Raw genomic sequence first — 19069 nt, 5'->3', positions numbered from 1 at the left:
CGAATGGCCCGTCCTGAGACGGGCCGCGCGCGGAGTTCGTCAGCTCGCGCGCTTGGCGCGGCGAGCCGCCAGTTCGTCGGACGGGTCGACCGTCGCGGTCTCGAGCTCGACGAGGCTCGTCTCGACCTCGCGCAGCACCTTGCCGACGGCGATGCCGAAGACGCCCTGACCGCGGCTCACGAGGTCGATGACCTCGTCGTCCGAGGTGCACAGGTAGACGCTCGCGCCGTCGGACATGAGCGTCGTCTGGGCGAGGTCTCTGACGCCCGCCTCGCGCAGCTGGTTGATGGCGGTGCGGATCTGCTGCAGCGAGATGCCGGTGTCGAGGAGGCGCTTGACGAGCTTGAGCACGAGAATGTCGCGGAAGCCGTAGAGGCGCTGCGAACCGGAGCCAGCCGCACCGCGGACGGTGGGCTCGACGAGTCCGGTGCGGGCCCAGTAGTCGAGCTGGCGGTAGCTGATGCCGGCGGCGCGGGCCGCGACGGTGCCGCGGTAGCCCGCGTCGGCGTCGAGGTCGGGGAGCCCGTCGGTGAAGAGCAGGCCGAGGTCGTAGCGCGGTCCTGAACCCAGCGCGTTCGCCGCGCTGCCGTGTTCGTTCATGTCGCTCATCCCGACCGTCCTCCTTCGTCTGAACTTCTCGCGAAGCTGACCTTCAGGTTGAAGTTGAAGTTCAGACTTGCTGTCGTTCTCCACCGTACTCACCCGGAGGGGCACCATCAATCACATCCGCTCGAGTGCGCGGCGTGTCGCGGTGAAATAGTCGGAAGATCTACAGGCGGCCGAGTGCCGAGCGGATGAGACTCGATCGGACGACCTCGAGCTGGCCCGCGATCTCGCGCGCGAGCTCCTGCGCCTTGGCGCGGCTGGAGGCGTCTTTGCGACGCGAAATCGGGATGAGTGCGGACTCGATGAGACCGAGCTCGCGCTCCGCTGCGGCACGGAAACCGCGCAGGTGACGCGGCTCGATGCCACTGCGCTGCAGCTCCACGAGCGACTTGAGCACGGCGAGGGCGTCCTCGCCGTAGTACTCCGCCGGCACGATGAGCGACGACGAGACGGCATCCTGCAGGAGCATCGCGTTCGCGCCCGCCTCGCGGATGAGTTCGTCGCGCGACATCCGCCGCTCGGCGGGGAGCATCGACGGCGCGGTGACCGTGATGCCGCCGGGCAGAACCGGCTCGCGACCGGCGTCGAGCTCGTCGAGGTAGGTGCGGATCACCTTGAGCGGCAGGTAGTAGTCGCGCTGCATCGAGAGCACGAGCCGCAGGCGCTCGACATCAGCGGGCGAGAACTTGCGGTAGCCCGACTCGGTGCGGCTCGGCGTGATGAGCTGGCGCTCCTCGAGGAAGCGCAGCTTCGACGGGCTGAGGTCGGGGAACTCAGGGTTGAGTCGTGCCAGCACCTGCCCGATGCTCAAGAGCTGCGGGGCACCCGTCGCGCGGGCAGCGGAGGTCGCTGGCATCAGTGCGCAGCACCGCGATCGGCGCGGGATGCGTAGAACGTGAGACGGAACTTGCCCACCTGCACCTCGGCGCCGTCGCTCAGCAGAGCCGAGTCGATGCGCACGCCATCGAAGTACGTGCCGTTGAGCGAATCGAGATCGCGCACCTGGAATGCGCTGCCGGTGCGGACGAACTCAGCGTGACGGCGCGACACCGTGACGTCGTCGAGGAAGATGTCGGCGTCGGGGTGGCGGCCGGCGACCGTCACGTCCGCGTCGAGGAGGAAGCGCGCACCCACATTGGGTCCACGGCGGACGACGAGCAGCGCCGAGCCCGCGGGCAGTGCCGCGATGGCCTCTTGCTCGTCGCGGGTGACACCCGCCTCGAGGGCAGCGAGCTGCATGCGGAACTCGTCGGTGAAATGCGCGGTGGTGTCGTTGGACACCGCACCCGAGGTGGCGGCAGCCTTCACCGCATCCGGGCCGTTTGTGGCGTCGTCACTCATGGCGCCCTCCTTCACGTGTCCAGGCTATCGGATGAGGCCGCGTCCGACACCCGTGCGATTCTCACCAATCGTGCCGTCTCGCGTATGTACACCGCGCCGGCCCACCAATACAGGAATGCACCCCACAGCGCGAGCGCCCAGCCGAGCGGATCGCTGAACGGCGCGATCGCGGGCGCTGCCGCTCCGAGCACGATCGTCGGAAGTGCGAACAGCAGCGCGAAGGTGGCCGCTTTGCCGAGGTGGTGCACTGGCAGGGGCCCGTACCCGATGTTGGCGAGCACGATGCCGAGCACCAGCAGCACGACATCGCGCGACACGATGATGATGACCAGCCACCACGGCAGCAGCCCGATCCAGGCGAGCCCCATGAGGGTCGAGAAGATGAAGAGCCGATCGACGGCCGGGTCGAGCAGCTGACCGAGCCGGCTGATCTGGTCGAAGCGGCGCGCGATCCACCCGTCGACGAAGTCGGTGAGGCTCGACACGACGATCACCAGCAGCGCCCAGCCGAACTGCGACGCCCCGAGGAGCCCCAGGAAGACGGGGATGAGGACGAGCCGCAGGACGCTGAGCGCGTTGGGAACCGTGACGATCCGCGAGCTCACAGCAGTCATGCGTCCTCCCTCGTGATCACTCTAGTCTCGCGCCCCAGCGTTCGAGAGGGACTCGGATCTCCACAGGGCACGCCGGGGGCACGCCTGCGCACCTCAGGCGCCAGGACTACCGTGGATGCATGTCGTGCATCCGGTTCAACACCCCTGCCCAGCGCGCGCAGATGCGCGCCATGGCCCCGAGCATGCTGACGCCCGAGGAGGTCGCGGCGCTGCACCCGGCTCCCCCGGTGACCGAGTCCAAGATCCGCCGCCTGCGTCTGCTTGCGGCAGACCCGAAGCCCCGCATCCGCGAGTCGGTCGCGAGCTCGTACAACACTCCCGTGGATGTGTTCGAGGCGCTCGCACGCGACGAGGACGAAGGCGTGCGCGCGTGCGTTGCTCGCAACAACGCGGCGCCGTGCGATGTGCTGCGGGAGCTCGCGCGCGACGAGTCGCCGACGGTGCGCGGCTGGGTTGCGGTGAACTTCTTCGTTCCCGCTGATGTCATGGACGACCTCGCCGAGGATGAGGACGCGACGGTGCGCGGCCTCGTCGCGTGGAAGGCCGCGCTCGCGCGCGAAGCCGAGCAGGACGCGCTCGTCAGCGCCTGAGTCGCGCTGTCACGCGGCTCGCGAGCCGCCGTCAGGCGTCGGCGAAGGCGGGGTCGCTCGCCGCGAGCTGCGCCCGCAGGTCGGGCCAGGACGCCGCGACGCCCGGGTGCAGGGGAAGCCCTTCGACCTCGTCGAACGGCACCCAGCGCAGAGCGATCGATTCGGCATCGCCGATGACGGGCTCGATGACGCTCTCGGCGCGCGCGAGCACCGTCGTGTACGACCAGTAGCCGACGTCGAAGACGCTTGTGGCGAGAACACGCACCTGATCGACGGGAACGCCCGCTTCCTCGTTCGCCTCGCGCAGCGCCGCCTGCTCGGGCGTCTCGTGCTCATCGTGCACGGCACCCCCGGGAATCCCCCACGTGCCGCCCAGGTGGCTCCATTCGGCCCGGAGCTGCAGCAGCACGCCCGCGTCGGGGTGCGCAAGCAGCAGCCCTGCCGCGCCGAACTTGCCCCAGTAGCGACCGCGGGGTCCGTCGACCCATGCGTCGCCCGGACCGTGCGGTCGGCGGGCGCGCGGATCGTGAGGGGCGCGGGTCATGGCGTCAGCCTAACGAGCGCAGCTTCATGCGCGCCGCGTGTGCGACGGCATATGACACAAGGGGGTGCCGCGCTGTCATGGGCGGCGCATAGTCTCCCCGCATGGCTCGCAGCATCGTCCCCCCGTATCTGCTCGCGCGACTGGCCTCATCCGGCGCGGATCGCTTTCCGACCGCGTCGCGCGCCGCTCGGCGCACTCTGCGAATGGACGCCCCGCGCCGCTCGGCACGCCTCGAGCTGAGCGTCGACGGTGATTCGCTCATCGTCGAGCTGACCGACGCACCGGATCGCGAGATCTCGGATGCCGAGAACCGGGAGGAGCTGCCGGGTCGCGTGGTGCGCACCGAGGGCGACGACTCGACGGGCGACCATGCGGCTGATGAGGCCTACGACGGCCTCGGGGCGACGTTCGACCTGTTCTCCGAGCAGTTCGAACGCAACTCGGCCGACGGTCTCGGCATGCGCCTGCGTGCGACCGTGCATTATGGCGAGCTGTACGACAACGCGTTCTGGGACGGCGAGCGGATGGTCTTCGGCGACGGCGACGGCGAGGTGTTCGCGGGATTCGCTGGCTCGCTGAGCATCATCGGCCATGAGCTCGCACACGGGGTGATCCAGCACACGGCTGGGCTCGAGTATCTGGGGCAGTCCGGCGCGCTCAACGAGTCGATCGCCGATGTGTTCGGCGCCCTCGTGGAGCAGCGTGCGCGCGGCGAGAGCGCGGCCGAGGCGAGCTGGCTCATCGGCGAGGGCCTCTTCACCGACGAAGTCGAAGGCAGCGCCCTCCGCTCGCTGCGGGCACCCGGAACCGCGTATGACGACGACGTGCTCGGACGCGATCCGCAGCCAGCGCACATGCGCGACTTCGTCGTGACATCCGAGGACAACGGCGGCGTGCACATCAACTCCGGCATCCCGAATCACGCGTTCTTCCTCGTGGCGGATGCTCTCGGCGGTGGCGCCTGGGAGCGCGCGGGGCGCATCTGGTACGACACGATCACGGCGCCGCTCTCCGCGACGGCCGACTTCGCGACGTTCGCCGCTGCGACGGTGCGCGCCGCATCCGCGCGTTACGGTGAGGTGTCGACGGAGGTCGACGCCGTGCGAGCGGCCTGGGACGGTGTGGGAGTGACGACGGATGGCGGAGGCAGCTGACCGCGCACCCGACTCCGGCGCGCCCGATTCCACCGCGCCCGCCGTCGTCATCCGCGTGATCCGCACGGGCGGCATCGCCGGGGTGCGACGCGGCTGGCGTGTGGAGACCCGCGACGTCGAGGCGTGGGAGCCGATCGTGAGCGCCTGTCCGTGGGACCGCGTCGAGGACGCCGCAGCGGAGCCTGACCGCTTCGTGTGGCTCATCGAGGTGCGTGCACCGGAGCCCTCGCGTAGGGCGGTGCTTCCCGAGCGCGAGGTGTACGGCCCGTGGCGGGAGCTCGTGGACCGCGTGCGCAGTGAGGGCGAGCCCCTGCGCGCGCCGCGGCCGGGCCGGACTGATCGGACGGACCAGCATGGCTGACGCGGGGGCGCGCGTCGACGCCTGGCTGTGGGCAGTGCGCGTGACGAAGTCGCGCTCGGCGGCGACGGCGCTCTGCAAGGCGGGGCATGTGAAGGTCGGCGGCGAGACGGCGAAGCCGTCGCAGGTAGTGCGGCCGGGCATGGAGGTGCGCGTGGTGACGGGCCACGGCACGCGCATCCTCGTGGTGCGCCAGCTGCTCACCAAACGCGTGAGCGCGGCACTCGCGGCCCCCGCGTTCGAGGATCTGACTCCCGCTCCCCCGCCGAAGGAGGAGCGCACGGTGTTCGCGGTGCGCGACCGCGGCGCAGGGCGCCCCACGAAGCGTGATCGGCGCGAGATCGAGCGACTGCGCGGGCGCGACGAGGTGTAGCCGCCCGTTCCCGCGAGTTCAGCGTGCGGCGAGGCGCCGCGGTGGGTGGCTCACAGCGACCGGGTCCCGGATCCAGATGAGTCTCGTGCGTCGGTGCTCCTCGTGCGTCGAGAATCGGTACACGTACACCGTCGCGCGCACCCAGCGCGGCCTCTCCCCGCGGAACGGGTCGATGCGCAGCAGTCGCAGAGTGGGTCGGTCGGCTTCCAGCAGCCGGCGCAGCAGCACGTCGAACCAGGCGTCGTCGGGTGACCCGAGTGCGAGGAACCACATGAGCCAGTCGAGCCGCAGATGGTACGGCGCGAACTGACGCGGGACGCGGGCGGGGTCACCCGGTTTGCCGTGGAACTCGTAGGCGCGCCACTCGGATGCCTCGTCGGGGTACTCGGCCTGGGTGCCCTCGACGATCACCTCGTAGCGCACCTGCGATACGGAGCCGAAGGCGCCGTACGCGTTCACGAGGTGGAAGCGGTTGAAGCTCGCGTTCATGAGCTGACGCCGGGCCACGAGGTTGCGGGCTGGATGCCAGCTGAGCACCACGAGCAGAATCACCACGAGCAGCACGGGGATCCCCCACCACAGCGGCATCGCATCCGGCCCGGCCTCGGTCGGCCACGCGGGGATGAGCGCGTGCACGACGGCGTCGTCGATCGCGGCGAAGGCGAGCACGATCGTGAGCCAGTTGAGCCATGCGAAGTTGCCCGTCACCACGAGCCACAGCTGTGTGGCGATGATGAACGCGGCGGCGAACGAGGCGATCGGCTGCGGCGCGAACAGGAACCACGGAACGACGAGCTGCGCGAAATGATTGCCGAGCACCTCGAGGCGATGCACCCAGCCCGGCAGGAGGTGCGCGTAGCGGCTCAGCGGACCGGGCATCGGCTGGGTCTCGTGGTGGTACATGAGGGCCGTGAGGTCGCGCCAGGAGCGGTCGCCGCGCATCTTGATCATGCCCGCGCCGAACTCCATCCGGAACACGAGCCACCGCACGAAGAAGATGACGGCGATGGGGGTGGCGGTCTCATTCGACCCGAGCCACGCGACGATGAAGCCCGCCTCGAGCAGCAGCGACTCCCATCCGAACGCGTAGAACGTCTGCCCGACGCACACGATCGACAGATAGAGCGCCCACATCACGAGGAAACACACGAGCGGAACCCACGCAGGCCCCAGCTGCGGCAGGCCCGCGACGAGTGCGAGACCGAACACGATCCCCACGATGCACAGGGCGCGCAGCATCCGATCCGAGTAGCGCCAGCGGAAGATCGTGGGCTGGCCGCGGGCGATCGAGCGCGTGAGATAGCGGTCGACAGGAAGCAGCCCGCGCTCACCGAGGAGCGCGGGGAACTGGAAGAGCGTCGAGAGGAACGCCACGACGAAGATCGCCGCGACGCCCCGCTGGAGCACTTCGCGCGCGAAATCGTAGTCGGTGGTGCCGAACCACTCCATGCGACGGAGAGTAGTCCGATCCGCTGTGGTCGGCGATACGGTTGCGTATGGCCACGAGACGCGCGATCATCGTCGGCTCCGGGCCGAACGGTCTCGCCGCAGCAGTCGCCCTCGCCCGCGCGGGCCTCGAGGTGACCGTGCGCGAACGGCTGTCGGACATCGGAGGCGGAACGGCCACGCGCGAGCTGACGCTGCCCGGCTACCGGCACGATGTGTGCTCGGCTGTGCACCCGATGGCGGCGGCGAGCGACTTCTTCGTGCGCTTCGGCCTCGCCTCGCGACTCGAGCTGCTGACGCCCGAGGTGTCGTACGCGCAGCCGATCGAACCGGGCCGTTCGGCGCTCGCGTACCGCTCCCTCGATCGCACCGCGGATGCGCTCGGCGCGGATGGCGCGGCGTGGCGGCGGATCTTCGCACCGCTTGTGGATCGGGCGCGTGAGCTCACGGCGATCGCCGGCTCATCGGTGCTTCCCCCGCGCCACCTCGCGACGCTCACGACGCTCGGCCTGCGGATCCTGCACCAGGGAGGCCCCGCGTGGAACCTGGGGTTCCGGGGCGAGGAAGCGCCCGCCCTGCTCACCGGAGTGATCGCGCACGCCATCCGCCGCCTGCCGGACCTCGGGGCCGCGGCGCCGGGACTCGTGCTCGGTACGCTCGCCCACACGGTCGGCTGGCCTGTGGTGCGCGGCGGCAGCGGCCGCATCGCCGAGGTGCTCGCCGACGACCTGCGCGCCCACGGCGGGGTGATCGAGACGGGTGCCGAGGTGCGTTCGCTCGACGAGCTCGACGCCGACGTGGTGATGCTCGATGTGACGCCGCGGGCGTTCGCGCGGATGGCCGAGGGCCGGCTGCCGGGAGGCTACGCGCGGATGCTGCGGCGCTTCCGCTACGGCGACGGCGCCGCGAAGGTCGACCTCGCACTCGACGGGCCGGTGCCGTGGGCAGACCCGGCCCTCAACGATGTGGTGACGCTGCATCTCGGGGGTACGCGGGCGGACATCGCGCGTGCCGAGGCGGAGGTCGCGGCGGGCCGGCATCCGGTGCGCCCGTACGTGCTCGTCTCCCAGCCGAGCGTCGTCGACTCGACACGGGCCCCCGGCGGCCACCACGTGCTGTGGACGTACACGCACGTGCCGCACGGCTCGCCCGTCGACCGGAGCGAGGCGATCATCTCCGAGCTCGAGCGCTTCGCTCCGGGGGTGCGCGACCGCATCCTCGCGGTGTCGTCGCGCAGCGCCCAGGACGTGGAACGGCACGACGTCAACGACGTCGGCGGCGATATCGCGGCAGGCGCGGCGTCGTTCCGTCAGCTCGTGGCGCGCCCGCGACTCTCGGCGACACCGTGGCGCACGCCGCTTCCCGGTGTGTGGCTGTGCTCCGCCTCCACAGCGCCCGGGCCGGGCGTGCACGGGCAGTCGGGCTGGCTCGCTGCGCGGGCGGCGCTGCGCGAGCTGGGCATGCCGGCACCCGACATCTCCCCCGTCTGACGACGGGGGCCGTGGCTGGCTAAGCCGACTCGGCCTCCGGCAACGCCGACTCGATCGCGGCGATCACGGCCGGGTCGTCCGGCTGCGTCTGCGGACGGAAGCGGTGCACCGTGTCATCGGGTGCGATGACGAACTTCTCGAAGTTCCACTTCACGCGTCCGGCCTTGCCGTCCTCGTCCGGAACCTGCGTGAGCTGGGCGTACAGCGGGTGCTTGTGGATGCCGTTCACCCGCACCTTCTCCATGAGCGGGAAGCTGACGCCGTAGGTGGTGGAGCAGAACTCCTTGATCTCCTCAGCGGAGCCCGGCTCCTGGCCGAGGAACTGGTTGCACGGGAATCCGAGCACCGTGAGACCGCGGTCGCCGTACTCGCGCTGCAGCTGCTCGAGCTTCTCGTACTGCGGGGTGAGGCCGCAGCGCGAGGCGACGTTGACCACCAGCACAGCCTTGTCCGCATACTCGGCGAGGGTGGTCGCCTGGCCGTCGATCGTCGTCAGAGGAATGTCTCGAATACCCACCGCCCCAGGCTATCGAGGCGACCCATGCGTACGCTGGGCGCATGGCCATCGAGATGACTCACGAACCGGATGCGCACCGCTACACGATGCGCAAGGACGGCGCGATCGTGAGCGTGCTCGAGTACCGCGACCAGGGCCCGAGCGTCGTGTTCCACCACACGGTGACCGTTCCGCAGCACCGCGGGCACGGATATGCGGCGGAGCTCGTGCAGTTCGCGGTCGACGACGTCGAACGTTCCGGACGCACGATCACCCCCACCTGCTGGTACGTGGCGGAGTGGTTCGATCGCCACCCGGAGCGCGCCGCGATGCGCGCCGGCTGACCGCTGGTCGCCGCGGTTCAGCGCGGCGTGAGCCGGAACATCCGCAGCTCGCGCCCCGACGAGCGCTCGTAGTCGCGATAGCCGGGCCACTGCTGCTCGAGCCTCTGCCATACCTCCTCCCGCTCGGAGCCGTCGATCACCTGCGCCCGCACGGCGCGACGCTCACCGCGGAAGTCGATCTCGGCATCCGGATGCGCGAGCAGGTTGAAGGTCCACGCGGGGTGTGTGGGGCGGGCGAAGTTGGAGCCGACGACGACGATCGTGCCGTCGGGCTCGGGCAGGCACATGAGGGGCGTGGTGCGCGGTTCACCGCTGCGTGCGCCAACCGTGTGCAGGGTGAGCGACGGCACGATGACACCGCTGATGGGCGTGCCGCGGGTGCCGGTGAACAGCCGCCCCACCCGCTCGATGGCAGGCATCATCGTCGGGCCGAGGCTGCGGAACAGGCGCGTGCGCGACAGCCACGCGATCGTTCGGCGGAACGGGCCCGGCTGGTGGCCGCTCAGTCGTGACCGCCGAGCTCGGGCGCCCCGACGGGGTCGGAGATGTTCACGAGCCAGTCGACGCCGAAGCGGTCCGTCAGCATCCCGAACGCGTCGCCCCAGGGTGCTGTCTCGAGCGGCACGGTGACCGTTCCCCCCTCGAGGAGGCCGTCCCAGAAGCGGCGGAGCTTCTCGCCGTCGTCACCCGAGAGCGACACCGAGATGCTCGTTCCGGTGGTGTGCGGCATGCCGGTCGGCACGTCGGAGACCATGAGCGTGAAGCCGTCGGGGGTGTCGAGCTGCCCGTGCATGATCAGCTCCGCCTCTGATGGGTCCACGGGGGCGCCGCCTTCGGCGAACGTCGACATGTTCACCTCTCCCCCGAAGATCCCCCGGTAGTGGGCCAGTGCTTCCCGCGCCTGGGCGACCAGATTGATGTACGGATTGAGCGTCAGAGTCATCGTCAACCTCCTCGGACGCCGCCCTCGGCGCCGCCCCTGCGATTCTCCTCCCGAGCCTTCCGAAACGCCAGACACGCGCGGGATTCCCCTCGCGTCATCCGGAGGTCGAAAGACACGGTAATGTAGATGTTCGTGCCGGGAACGGCACAAGCCACGGGCTGTGGCGCAGCTTGGTAGCGCACTTGACTGGGGGTCAAGGGGTCGCAGGTTCAAATCCTGTCAGCCCGACAGAACGAAAAAGGGTCACCTTCGGGTGGCCCTTTTTCGTTGGGTCGAGCCGGGTAGATCTGCACCTGCGAGCAGGTGGGCCCACGCCGCCGAGGGGCCCCGAGCGCCGCGCAGCGGCGGTTGGGGTAGGCGGTGGGGACAAATCCTGTCAGCCCGACAGATGGGGTCTCCAGACACCCGTCCAGGAGCTAGATGTAGTTCCCCGTGAGGTTGTGAACGCGGGTTGAGGGTGTGAGGCCTCCGATGCCGGTGTGGGGTCGGTGGTGATTGTAGTGATGTAGCCAGGCGGGGTAGTCGGCTGCTCGGGCTTCGTCGGATGTGTAGGTGCGGGCGTAGGCCCATTCGGTGGCGAGGGTGCGGTTGAAGCGTTCGACTTTGCCGTTGGTCTGGGGTCGGTAGGGGCGGGTGAAGATGTGCCGGGCCTGGCCGAGTGCGGTGGCGAAGAGGTGGGATCGGTAGCAGGGCCCGTTGTCGGTCATCACCGCCTCGACCTCGAAGCCTGCCTGTTGGAAGAACGCTCTGGCGCGGATCCAGAATCCGGCCGCGGTCTCGCGGCGTTCGTCGGTGTGGATCTCTGAGTAGGCCAGCCGGGAGTAGTCATCGACCGCGTGGTGCAGGAACGAGTAGCCGCGTCCCTGTTTCTTGTTGTTGCGGTTCCCGGCGGTGCGGCCGAGCATGCGATGCCCGCCGCCGTTGGGGATGCGGCCCAGTTTCTTGATATCGACATGCACCAGCTCACCGGGCCGGGCCTTCTCATAGCGGATGGATCGCGGTTTGCGGACCGGGAGGCCGGTGCTCTGATCCAGATGCTGCAGCAACGGCATCCGATAGCGCTCGAGAACGCGTCCGACCGTCGAACGGGGAACACCGAGGTGATAGCTGATGCGGTGCGGCCCCCAACGTCGACTGAACCGCAGCGCGATGATCCGCCGCTCCAACCGCTTCGGGCAACGAGACGGCGACCGGTGCGGGCGCGAGCTACGATCTGTCATCGGAATCCCCGCCCGATACCGGGCCGCCCACTTCGCAGCCGTCGCAGGCGAACACTGGAACCGTTCCGCCGCCCGACGAACCGACCAACCCTGCTCGATGATCAGCCGGGCCAGCCGAAGCCTGCCCTCCGGCGCCAAAGGCGCATTAGCGTGAGTCACGAAGACCTCCGTGTTGACGATTTGAGTGTGGTAACCCACATCGTCCACGGAGGTCTTCGCTACCTCAAACGATCACAACGTCCCGGGGAACTACAGCTAGACGGATCCAGAACCCGAGACAAGGAACGGCCCTCCTGCTTACAGCGGGAGGGCCGTTCCTTGCGTCTTGAGCCGTTGGGATCAGCGGAGCGTCGAAGCCTTACCGCGGCGCGCGCTCGCGCCCCTCGCCACGGCCCTCACGATCGGCACGGCCGGCGCCGCCGCGGCGGTCGGGCTTGATCTCGATGAGCTTGCCGCTGATCCGGGTGTCCTGGAGCTTGGCGAGCACGTTGCCGGGAAGATCGGCCGGCAGTTCGACGATCGAGAAGTCCGGCCGGATCTGAATGTGCCCGAAGTCGTCGCGGCTGAGGCCCCCCTCGTTGGCAAGCGCGCCCACGATCTGGCGGGGCTCGACGCGATGCCGCTTGCCGACCTCGATGCGGTAGGGCGCCATCGGCTTCGTGGAACGGGCGCGCCGCTCTGTGCGCTCCCCCGTCGCGCCGCGCGAGCCACGCTCGCCGCGCTCCTCGCGTTCGTGTCGCTGGAAACGCAGATCATCGGCGGACAGCAGCAGAGGCGTTTCGCCCTGGGCGACGATGGCCAGTGCAGCAGCGACATCCGCCTCGGGAACATCGTGATGCTCGACGTAGTGGCCGATGATGTCGCGGAACTCGGCGATGCGCTCCTGCTGGCCGAGTGCCGCAGTGATCGCGTCGTCGAAACGGGCGAGGCGCGTCACGTTGACGTCATCGACCGACGGCAGCTGCATCTGGGTGAGCGGCTGGCGGGTGGCGCGCTCGATGGCATCGAGCAGGCGGCGTTCGCGTGGTGTGACGAAGCTGATCGCGGCACCGCTGCGGCCGGCACGACCGGTGCGCCCGATGCGGTGCACATACGACTCGGTGTCGATCGGAATGTCGAAGTTGACGACGTGGCTGATGCGGTCGACGTCGAGTCCGCGGGCGGCGACGTCCGTTGCCACCAGGATGTCGAGCTTGCCCGACTTCAGCTGGTTGACGGTGCGCTCACGCTGCGCCTGGGCGACATCGCCGCTGATGGCTGCCGCGGAGTAGCCGCGCGCGCGCAGCTTCTCGGCAAGTGCTTCTGTCTCGTTCTTGGTGCGAACGAAGATGATCATGCCCTCGAAGTTCTCCACCTCGAGGATTCGGGTGAGCGCGTCGACCTTCTGCGCGTACGACACCATCAGGTAGCGCTGGGTGGTGTTAGCCGAGGTGGTGGTCTTGCTCGCAACCGTGACCTCCTCAGCGTCGTTGAGGTACTTCTTGGCGATGCGTCGGATCTGGGGCGGCATGGTCGCAGAGAACAGGGCGACCTGCTTGTCGGCGGGGGTGTCGGCGAGGATGGTTTCGACATCCTCAGCGAAGCCCATCTTCAGCATCTCGTCGGCCTCATCGAGCACGAGATACTTCAGCTCGGAGAGGTCGAGGGTGCCCTTCGCGAGGTGATCCATGATGCGACCGGGCGTGCCGACGACGACATGCACGCCGCGGCGCAGCGCGGACAGCTGCACGCCGTACGCCTGGCCGCCGTAGATGGGAAGCAGGTTGACTCCGCGCATGTGTGCGGCATACACCTCGAAGGCTTCGCTCACCTGCAGCGCAAGCTCGCGGGTGGGCGAGAGCACGAGAGCCTGCGGCGTCTTCTGTGTCACGTCGAGGCGCGACAGGATGGGCAACGCGAAGGCGGCTGTCTTGCCGGTGCCCGTCTGAGCGAGGCCGACGACGTCGCGGCCAGCAAGGAGCGGCGGGATGGTGGCCGCTTGGATGGCGGAAGGCGTCTCGTAGCCGATGTCTTTGACCGCCTTGAGTACGGCATCGCTGAGTCCGAGGTCGGCGAAGGTCACCGCGTCCACGGAGGCATCAGATTGGGTTTCGGTCTTGTCGGGGCGCTCGCCGGCAGTGTCAGGCATAGGTTCCACGGTAGTCGCTCCATCCCGCATCCCCGCTGACACACAGCGACAGGCGGTTTCACCGGGCGGCCCGGAGATGGAGAAACGGTCAGTCCGACGCCAGGGACCCTGCTGTGACGCGGTCGCATGACAACTCGTGGCAGTACCGCCGAAAGCCATCTCGAGCACGGCACAGCACCCATGCCGACGGTCTGCGCCCACTGATCTCTGGCACCACATCGCGCTCCAGAGCCGAGCGGTCGCTAGCCTGAGCGGCACACGCGCCTGCGTGCCACCACCTCGAAGGAGTCGATGATGACCATGCCCGCGATCGGTGTGATGCTTCCCCGTGGCCTGGATGCCGCGCTCGTGCTCGAGTTCGCTCGGCGTGCAGAGCGGCTCGGATTCGATGAGCTGTGGGTGGTCGAAGACCTCGGGTTCCGGGGCGGGATCGCGCAGGCGGCGACGGTGCTCGCGGCGACCGAGCGCATCCGGGTGGGCATCGGCATCCTCCCCGCGGCAGTGCGCAACGTCGCGTTTGCGGCGATGGAGGCGGCGACGCTCGCAAGCATGTTCCCCGGCCGGCTCGATCTCGGAATCGGGCATGGGATGCCGGACTGGATGCGCCAGGTGGGTGCGTGGCCCGATCGGCCGCTGTCGTTCCTGGAGGCTCACGTCGAAGCTCTTCGCGCCTTGCTGCGGGGCGAGACGGTCACCGCGCAGAACCTCGCGGTGACGTTGGACGCGTTCGCACTCGACCCGAGCGCCCGACCCTCTGTCATTCCCGACCTGCTGGTCGGCGCCCGCGGGCCGCGGTCGCTCGCAGCATCCGGCCGGATCGCCGACGGCAGCATCCTCGCGGAGCCCACCACCCCCGAGTACGCGCGCGCCTCGCTCGCGCAGATCGGCGCGACGCGCCCGCACCGCCTCGTCGCCTACAACGTCGGCGCGATTGCCGATGACGATGCCACTGCCTTCGACGCCGTGCGCCCTGGCCTGCAGTGGATCGGCGAACCCGACTGGGCTCCGCACCTCGCGCCGCTCGACATCGCGGGCGAGTTCGCCGCGTTCCGCGCGAGCTGCGCGAGCCGCCAGGAGTTCACGGCGCGGATGCCCGAGGAGTGGGTCGCGCGGCTGTCGCTCGCCGGCACCCCGGAGACGGTGCGGGCGCGCATCCGCGAACTCGGGGAGGCGGGCGTGACCTCATCCGTGTTCATCCCCGTCGGGGACCCGATGGATGCGCTCGAATCGCTCGCGCGCGTCCTTGAGGCGCACTGACGGCACATACGAGGTCGCACTCGCCCCATCATCTACTCGGTGTTCCCGATCGGGCAGATCACTCTCGACGTGACGCCCCGCTGACCGACGCGCGATCGCTCTCGAGCATCCCGAAGATGAGGGTGTCGGTCCACTCGCCTTTGTTCCAGCAGTCCTGACGCAGGAACGCCTCCTGCCGCATGCCCACCGACTCCGCGAGTCGAGCAGAGCGAGTGTTGCGCGCGTCCATCTGCGCGGCGACGCGGTGCAGCCGGCAGTGCTCGAACGCGAGGTCGAGCAGCGCCGCAACCGATTCGCGCGCGAACCCCCGTCCGCTGTGCTCCGGATCGATGACCCAGCCGATCTCGGCGACGCGGTGCTCGGCATCCGTGAGCCACAGCACGAGATCGCCGACCGGGGCGCCGTCATGCTCGACGACGAGCGAGAGGGCGCCGGTCTCGCCATCCAGATCGGTGCGTGCCAGCCTCTCGGCAGCCCGCGCGGCGGCATCCTCCTCGGTCCAGGTGCGCAGCAGGTAGCGGTCGACATCCGGTCGCATGAACACGCGTCGCAGCCACCCGGCGTCATCGGGGCGATGCAGGCGCAGGATGAGGCGCTCCGTGGTGAGCGGGAGCAGATCGGCGACGGTCCCCGGCATCCGCACACGCTACCAATGCGCCCCGGTGGCGTCACGACCCTTGCCAGACGCCGGCGGCCTCACTGCCGAATGTGGGGCTGCTGCCCACGGGCGCGGGCGAGCTCATGCTGTCGCTCACCGCGCAGGCGCGGAAGAAGCTGGGCAAGGACATCGGCGATCGCGTCGCCGTGCGCCTGCGGAGCAGAGACATACAGCTTCCGCCGTTGCCCCCTTTCGCCTGCCCGTCGCCGGTGCGACGATCGAGGATGGCCACGTACCTGATCTCCTTCCCCGCCGAGGCGATGCAGCTGACGCCGGATGAGTTCGAGCAGTCGAGCGTCGATTCGCACGCCGTGATCGAGGAGCTGAAAGCGGCAGGCGCCTACGTGTTCGGCGGCGGCATCGACGACTCGGTCGCCCCCGTGCGCGTCGCCGCGGACGGCGCAGCCTCCGAGGGCACCTATCCGGGGTCGCACCTCACCGGTGGATTCCTCGTGATCGAGGTTCCGGATCGCGATGCGGCGATCGAGTGGGCGGCGAAGGTCGCAGCTGCATGTCGCTGCGACCAGGAGCTGCGCGTGTTCGGCTACGACCCCGCGAGCTGACGCGGCGCACAGCGACAACGGGACGCGGGCCTCGACCCCGCGCCCCGCCCGCTCATCCGTCGAGATCGCGCCGCTCATCGAGACGCCCATCTGAGGTCAGCTCGAGCACCGTCGTGATGCCGATGCGGCGCAGGAACGGCACATCGTGGCTCACGACGACGAGCGCCCCCCGGTAGGCGTCGAGGGCCTCCGCGAACTGCTCGACGCTCTCGATGTCGAGGTTGTTGGTCGGCTCGTCGAGGATGAGCACCTGCGCCGGCGGATCAGCGAACAGCAGCCGCGCGAGAGCCACCCGAAACCGCTCCCCACCGGAGAGCGAATCGACCGGCCGGTCGACGCTGTCGCCCCGCAGCAGCAGACGTGCCAGCTGATTGCGAACCTCGCCCGTGGGGACTCCGCGCGCGACCTCCTGAACGCCGTTCAGGGCGCTGGAAACACCGTTCAGGTGATCGAGTCTCTGCGGCAGGTACCCCACGCGATCCGTCGCGAGCACGCCCCGCGGCCGGCCCTCCTCGGCATCCCGCAGCCCGAGCAGCTGCTCAAGCATCGTCGACTTGCCTGAGCCGTTCGCCCCGACGAGGGCCACGCGCTCGGGCCCCTGGATGATGTGCGTGCGCACCCCGTCGCTCAGCTCGGCGATGCGGCGCCCGCGCGGCACACCCGGATCCGGCAGGTCGAGCCGGATGCTCCGGTCGTCGCGCACGCGCGCATCCGCGTCGTCCAGCGCGGCTTGCGCCGAGGCGAGGCGGTCATCGAGAGTCGCACGCATGCCCGCAGCCGTCACCTGCGCGTTGCTCTTGAGGTTGCCCGCGACGATCCGCGCCACACCCCCGTCACGCGCGGCCTTCGCGGCGGTGCGCTCGCGCCTGGCGAGCTTCGTCTCGGCCTCGATCCGCTGCCGCTTCTCAGTTCGGAGCTGCTGCTGCGCCGCCCGAACGGCGTTCGCGGCGGCCGCCTGCTCGGCATTCTGATGCTCCTTCCATGCACTGTAGGGGCCGCCGAACGTCGAGAGCCCGCCACCGTACAGTTCGGCCGTGTGCTCCATGTGCTCGAGCAGTTCGAGGTCGTGGCTCACCACGACGAGCGCCCCCGGCCATCCGTCCACGAGCTCCGCGAGCCGCGCGCGCGTCGGCCGGTCGAGATTGTTCGTGGGCTCGTCGAGCAGTGTGATGGGCGTGCGACGCAGGATCAGACCGGTGAGGGCGATGAGCATGCTCTCGCCTCCCGACACCTCGGTGACCCGCCGGTCGAGGTCGGCCGCCGAGAATCCGATGCGACCGAGAGCGTCATCGGCGCGCGCCTCGACATCCCAGTCGTCGCCGATCGTCTCGAAGTGCCGCTCGTCGACGTCGCCCGACTCGATCGCGCGAATCGCGTCGAGGGTCGCCCGGATGCCGAGCAGTTGGGCGATCGTCGTCGCGGACGACATGGGCAGGTTCTGCGGCAGGTAGCCGACCTCGCCCGCCACCTCGATCGCGCCCTCGGTGGGCGTGAGCTCCCCCGCGATGAGGCGCAGCAGAGTCGACTTGCCGGCGCCGTTGCGCCCGACGAGCCCCGTGCGTGCGGTGGGGAAGGTGCCGCTGACCTCGGAGAGCGCGACCGAGCCGTCGGGCCACTCGAAGGTGAGGTCGCGGATGGTGATGACAGGACGAAGAGCATGCATGAGAGCCCCCTCTCTTCAGCCGTCGCGAACACGACGGCAGGCGTACGTGGGAATCCCCGCGAAGGATCGCGGGCGGCCGCACGTCAGAGCGCGTCGAGGAAGACGGGGTGATCGGCGGCCGGCGCGACGGTGGGTCGACACCCTCTGAGGGCAGACACTCGAACCGATGCGCGGCGGGCGATCACAGCTTCACGGCGGCGAGGCTAGCACGATTCCGCCCGGGCGCGACGGATCCTCGGGTCGTCTCACAGGCAGAGGGCGCGGATAACGTGGAGACATGCTCCCCCGCGACACCGCCCGGCTCACCTTCCGCGAGATGACGGCCGACGATCTCGACGCCATGGCCGAGCTGCTGGGCGACCCCGCGGTGATGACGTTCTACCCTGCTCCGAAGACGCGCGACGAGGCGGCGGCATGGATCGCCTGGAATCAGCGCAACTATGCCGAGCACGGCTACGGGCTGTGGATCATCGAGACCCCGCAGGGCGAGTTCGTGGGCGACTGCGGGCTCACCTGGCAGAAGGTGAACGGTGTTCTGCGACTCGAGGTGGGCTACCACGTGCTGCCGCGCTGGCAGGGTCGCGGGTTGGCGACCGAGGCGGCGGCGGCCTGCCGCGACCTCGCGCGCGACGAGATCGGCTCCGACGAGCTCGTCGCGATCATCCATCCCGCGAACATCGCCTCACGCCGCGTCGCCGAGCGGATCGGGATGACGCAGGACGCGGACGACCACGCCAGCGCGCTCGTGCGCACCGTCATGCGGATGCCGCTGGCCCCCGAGGGCGACCCGCGCCATACGCCATGAGGCGCAGTCCGTCGGAATCCAGCTGCCCGAAGACGACGCGGTCCGCCTGCCGGGGAGGGTGAGGTGGGTCGTGGTGGCGAGAGTCATGGTGAGCCTTTCGTCGAGATCGGCAGGCGGATGCCGCGATGCCCGCACTTCTCCCAGTAGAGGACGGATTCTGTCCTCACACCAGAACGAGACCCAGGATGATCGCGAGCAGCGCGAGCTCACTTCCCGCGATCACAGCGATGAGCGCGCCGCGGTGGTGGCGCGGCTGCCGACCGGATCGCGCACGCGTCTGATCGCGACGCAGCATCGCGCTCGAGACGATCATCACGACAACGACGGCGATGAGCGCCAGCACGAGAAGCACGACCACGATCCGCTCCCCTTCCACGCTGTCGGATCGACGCTATCGTGCGGCGGCCCGGAGACCGCCCCTCCCCTCAACGCGGGAGGTGGTGGCACAGGTGCGGTTCTCGTCGACTCAGCTGGTG

General features: G+C 69.5%; 23 protein-coding genes, 1 tRNA gene and 1 pseudogene. 10 read left to right on the top strand and 15 right to left on the bottom strand.

The features are described from left to right. Window positions 1-39: 39 nt before the first annotated feature. From HCR12_RS06190 to HCR12_RS06175, 4 genes are all read right to left on the bottom strand, one after another. Entirely contained in the window at window positions 40-600 is a 561-nt protein-coding gene (locus HCR12_RS06190; RefSeq protein WP_166867169.1) for a MerR family transcriptional regulator, read from the bottom strand. A gap of 169 nt (window positions 601-769) precedes the next feature. After that, complete coding sequence (gene ftsR, locus HCR12_RS06185) at window positions 770-1462, bottom strand: transcriptional regulator FtsR (RefSeq protein WP_166863987.1); 693 nt, start codon at window positions 1460-1462, stop codon at window positions 770-772. Further along, entirely contained in the window at window positions 1462-1947 is a 486-nt protein-coding gene (locus HCR12_RS06180; RefSeq protein ID WP_166863983.1) for an FHA domain-containing protein, read from the bottom strand. The genes ftsR and HCR12_RS06180 overlap by 1 nt, the downstream gene beginning before the upstream one ends. Before the next feature lie 11 nt (window positions 1948-1958). Next, window positions 1959-2561, bottom strand: coding sequence for a CDP-alcohol phosphatidyltransferase family protein (locus HCR12_RS06175; RefSeq protein WP_166863980.1), 603 nt, complete (start codon window positions 2559-2561; stop codon window positions 1959-1961). A gap of 119 nt (window positions 2562-2680) precedes the next feature. Between HCR12_RS06175 and HCR12_RS06170 the strand changes: the two genes are divergently transcribed. Beyond that, the gene (locus tag HCR12_RS06170) at window positions 2681-3151 is read left to right on the top strand and encodes a hypothetical protein (RefSeq protein ID WP_166863977.1); all 471 of its coding nucleotides are present in this window, start codon (window positions 2681-2683) and stop codon (window positions 3149-3151) included. A gap of 31 nt (window positions 3152-3182) precedes the next feature. Here HCR12_RS06170 and HCR12_RS06165 read toward each other — a convergent pair whose 3' ends face one another. Then, window positions 3183-3695, bottom strand: a complete 513-nt coding sequence (locus HCR12_RS06165; protein ID WP_166863974.1) for an NUDIX domain-containing protein — start codon at window positions 3693-3695, stop codon at window positions 3183-3185. A 101-nt stretch (window positions 3696-3796) separates the two neighbouring features. Between HCR12_RS06165 and HCR12_RS06160 the strand changes: the two genes are divergently transcribed. From HCR12_RS06160 to HCR12_RS06150, 3 genes are read left to right on the top strand one after another with little or no spacing between them, the layout of a single operon-like run. Continuing rightward, a complete protein-coding gene (locus HCR12_RS06160) occupies window positions 3797-4849 on the top strand; it encodes a M4 family metallopeptidase (RefSeq protein WP_166863972.1) in 1053 nt (350 codons plus the stop codon). Next, on the top strand, window positions 4833-5210 hold the full coding sequence (locus tag HCR12_RS06155) for a protealysin inhibitor emfourin (protein ID WP_191412365.1): 378 nt from the start codon (window positions 4833-4835) through the stop codon (window positions 5208-5210). Before HCR12_RS06160 ends, HCR12_RS06155 begins: the two co-directional genes overlap by 17 nt. Next, complete coding sequence (locus HCR12_RS06150) at window positions 5203-5580, top strand: RNA-binding S4 domain-containing protein (RefSeq protein ID WP_166863967.1); 378 nt, start codon at window positions 5203-5205, stop codon at window positions 5578-5580. Before HCR12_RS06155 ends, HCR12_RS06150 begins: the two co-directional genes overlap by 8 nt. 18 nt (window positions 5581-5598) lie before the next feature. Here the strand turns inward: HCR12_RS06150 and HCR12_RS06145 are convergent, their stop codons facing one another. Then, window positions 5599-7029 carry a lipase maturation factor family protein gene (locus tag HCR12_RS06145; RefSeq protein ID WP_166863963.1) on the bottom strand — a complete coding sequence of 477 codons (1431 nt, stop codon included), beginning with the start codon at window positions 7027-7029 and terminating at the stop codon, window positions 5599-5601. Window positions 7030-7076: 47 nt separating this feature from the next. Here HCR12_RS06145 and HCR12_RS06140 point away from each other — a divergent pair, with 47 nt between their 5' ends. Next, window positions 7077-8516, top strand: a complete 1440-nt coding sequence (locus HCR12_RS06140; RefSeq protein WP_166863960.1) for a phytoene desaturase family protein — start codon at window positions 7077-7079, stop codon at window positions 8514-8516. A gap of 19 nt (window positions 8517-8535) precedes the next feature. Here HCR12_RS06140 and HCR12_RS06135 read toward each other — a convergent pair whose 3' ends face one another. Then, entirely contained in the window at window positions 8536-9033 is a 498-nt protein-coding gene (locus HCR12_RS06135) for a glutathione peroxidase (RefSeq protein ID WP_166863956.1), read from the bottom strand. 41 nt (window positions 9034-9074) lie between these two features. On the opposite strand from HCR12_RS06135, the gene HCR12_RS06130 reads away from it, so the two are divergent. Then, window positions 9075-9356 carry a GNAT family N-acetyltransferase gene (locus tag HCR12_RS06130; RefSeq protein WP_166863953.1) on the top strand — a complete coding sequence of 94 codons (282 nt, stop codon included), beginning with the start codon at window positions 9075-9077 and terminating at the stop codon, window positions 9354-9356. A gap of 17 nt (window positions 9357-9373) precedes the next feature. Here the strand turns inward: HCR12_RS06130 and HCR12_RS06125 are convergent, their stop codons facing one another. Both HCR12_RS06125 and HCR12_RS06120 read right to left on the bottom strand, forming a co-directional pair. Next, a complete protein-coding gene (locus tag HCR12_RS06125; protein ID WP_166863946.1) occupies window positions 9374-9778 on the bottom strand; it encodes a nitroreductase family deazaflavin-dependent oxidoreductase in 405 nt (134 codons plus the stop codon). An 80-nt stretch (window positions 9779-9858) separates the two neighbouring features. Beyond that, on the bottom strand, window positions 9859-10299 hold the full coding sequence (locus HCR12_RS06120; protein ID WP_166863943.1) for a VOC family protein: 441 nt from the start codon (window positions 10297-10299) through the stop codon (window positions 9859-9861). A gap of 154 nt (window positions 10300-10453) precedes the next feature. On the opposite strand from HCR12_RS06120, the gene HCR12_RS06115 reads away from it, so the two are divergent. Then, window positions 10454-10527, top strand: a tRNA-Pro gene (locus HCR12_RS06115). A gap of 188 nt (window positions 10528-10715) precedes the next feature. On the opposite strand, the gene HCR12_RS06110 is transcribed toward HCR12_RS06115, so the two are convergent. Then, entirely contained in the window at window positions 10716-11678 is a 963-nt protein-coding gene (locus HCR12_RS06110; protein WP_191412384.1) for an IS481 family transposase, read from the bottom strand. A gap of 199 nt (window positions 11679-11877) precedes the next feature. Continuing rightward, entirely contained in the window at window positions 11878-13647 is a 1770-nt protein-coding gene (locus HCR12_RS06105; protein ID WP_166869681.1) for a DEAD/DEAH box helicase, read from the bottom strand. 294 nt (window positions 13648-13941) lie between these two features. On the opposite strand from HCR12_RS06105, the gene HCR12_RS06100 reads away from it, so the two are divergent. Continuing rightward, on the top strand, window positions 13942-14904 hold the full coding sequence (locus HCR12_RS06100; protein ID WP_166869682.1) for an LLM class flavin-dependent oxidoreductase: 963 nt from the start codon (window positions 13942-13944) through the stop codon (window positions 14902-14904). Between the two features lie 58 nt (window positions 14905-14962). On the opposite strand, the gene HCR12_RS06095 is transcribed toward HCR12_RS06100, so the two are convergent. Then, window positions 14963-15541 (bottom strand): GNAT family N-acetyltransferase, encoded by a 579-nt coding sequence (locus tag HCR12_RS06095; protein ID WP_166869683.1) that lies wholly within the window; start codon window positions 15539-15541, stop codon window positions 14963-14965. Between the two features lie 245 nt (window positions 15542-15786). Here HCR12_RS06095 and HCR12_RS06090 point away from each other — a divergent pair, with 245 nt between their 5' ends. Beyond that, window positions 15787-16125, top strand: coding sequence for a YciI family protein (locus tag HCR12_RS06090; protein ID WP_166869684.1), 339 nt, complete (start codon window positions 15787-15789; stop codon window positions 16123-16125). Between the two features lie 52 nt (window positions 16126-16177). Here the strand turns inward: HCR12_RS06090 and HCR12_RS13830 are convergent, their stop codons facing one another. Both HCR12_RS13830 and HCR12_RS13790 read right to left on the bottom strand, forming a co-directional pair. Further along, window positions 16178-16894: an ATP-binding cassette domain-containing protein gene (locus tag HCR12_RS13830; protein ID WP_473964515.1), complete on the bottom strand. Its 717-nt coding sequence runs from the start codon at window positions 16892-16894 to the stop codon at window positions 16178-16180. 435 nt (window positions 16895-17329) lie between these two features. Next, window positions 17330-17683: pseudogene (locus HCR12_RS13790) on the bottom strand (ATP-binding cassette domain-containing protein); the annotation flags it as partial. Window positions 17684-18065: 382 nt separating this feature from the next. Here HCR12_RS13790 and HCR12_RS06080 point away from each other — a divergent pair. After that, window positions 18066-18593: a GNAT family N-acetyltransferase gene (locus HCR12_RS06080; RefSeq protein ID WP_166869686.1), complete on the top strand. Its 528-nt coding sequence runs from the start codon at window positions 18066-18068 to the stop codon at window positions 18591-18593. Window positions 18594-18756: 163 nt separating this feature from the next. Here HCR12_RS06080 and HCR12_RS06075 read toward each other — a convergent pair whose 3' ends face one another. Next, complete coding sequence (locus HCR12_RS06075) at window positions 18757-18969, bottom strand: hypothetical protein (protein WP_191412364.1); 213 nt, start codon at window positions 18967-18969, stop codon at window positions 18757-18759. Window positions 18970-19069 lie beyond the last annotated feature (100 nt).

Source organism: Salinibacterium sp. ZJ70, from assembly GCF_011751865.2.
Taxonomy (GTDB): domain Bacteria; phylum Actinomycetota; class Actinomycetes; order Actinomycetales; family Microbacteriaceae; genus Homoserinibacter.
Note: the sequence above shows the minus strand (reverse complement) of the source record. Positions and strands in the feature narration are given on the sequence as shown.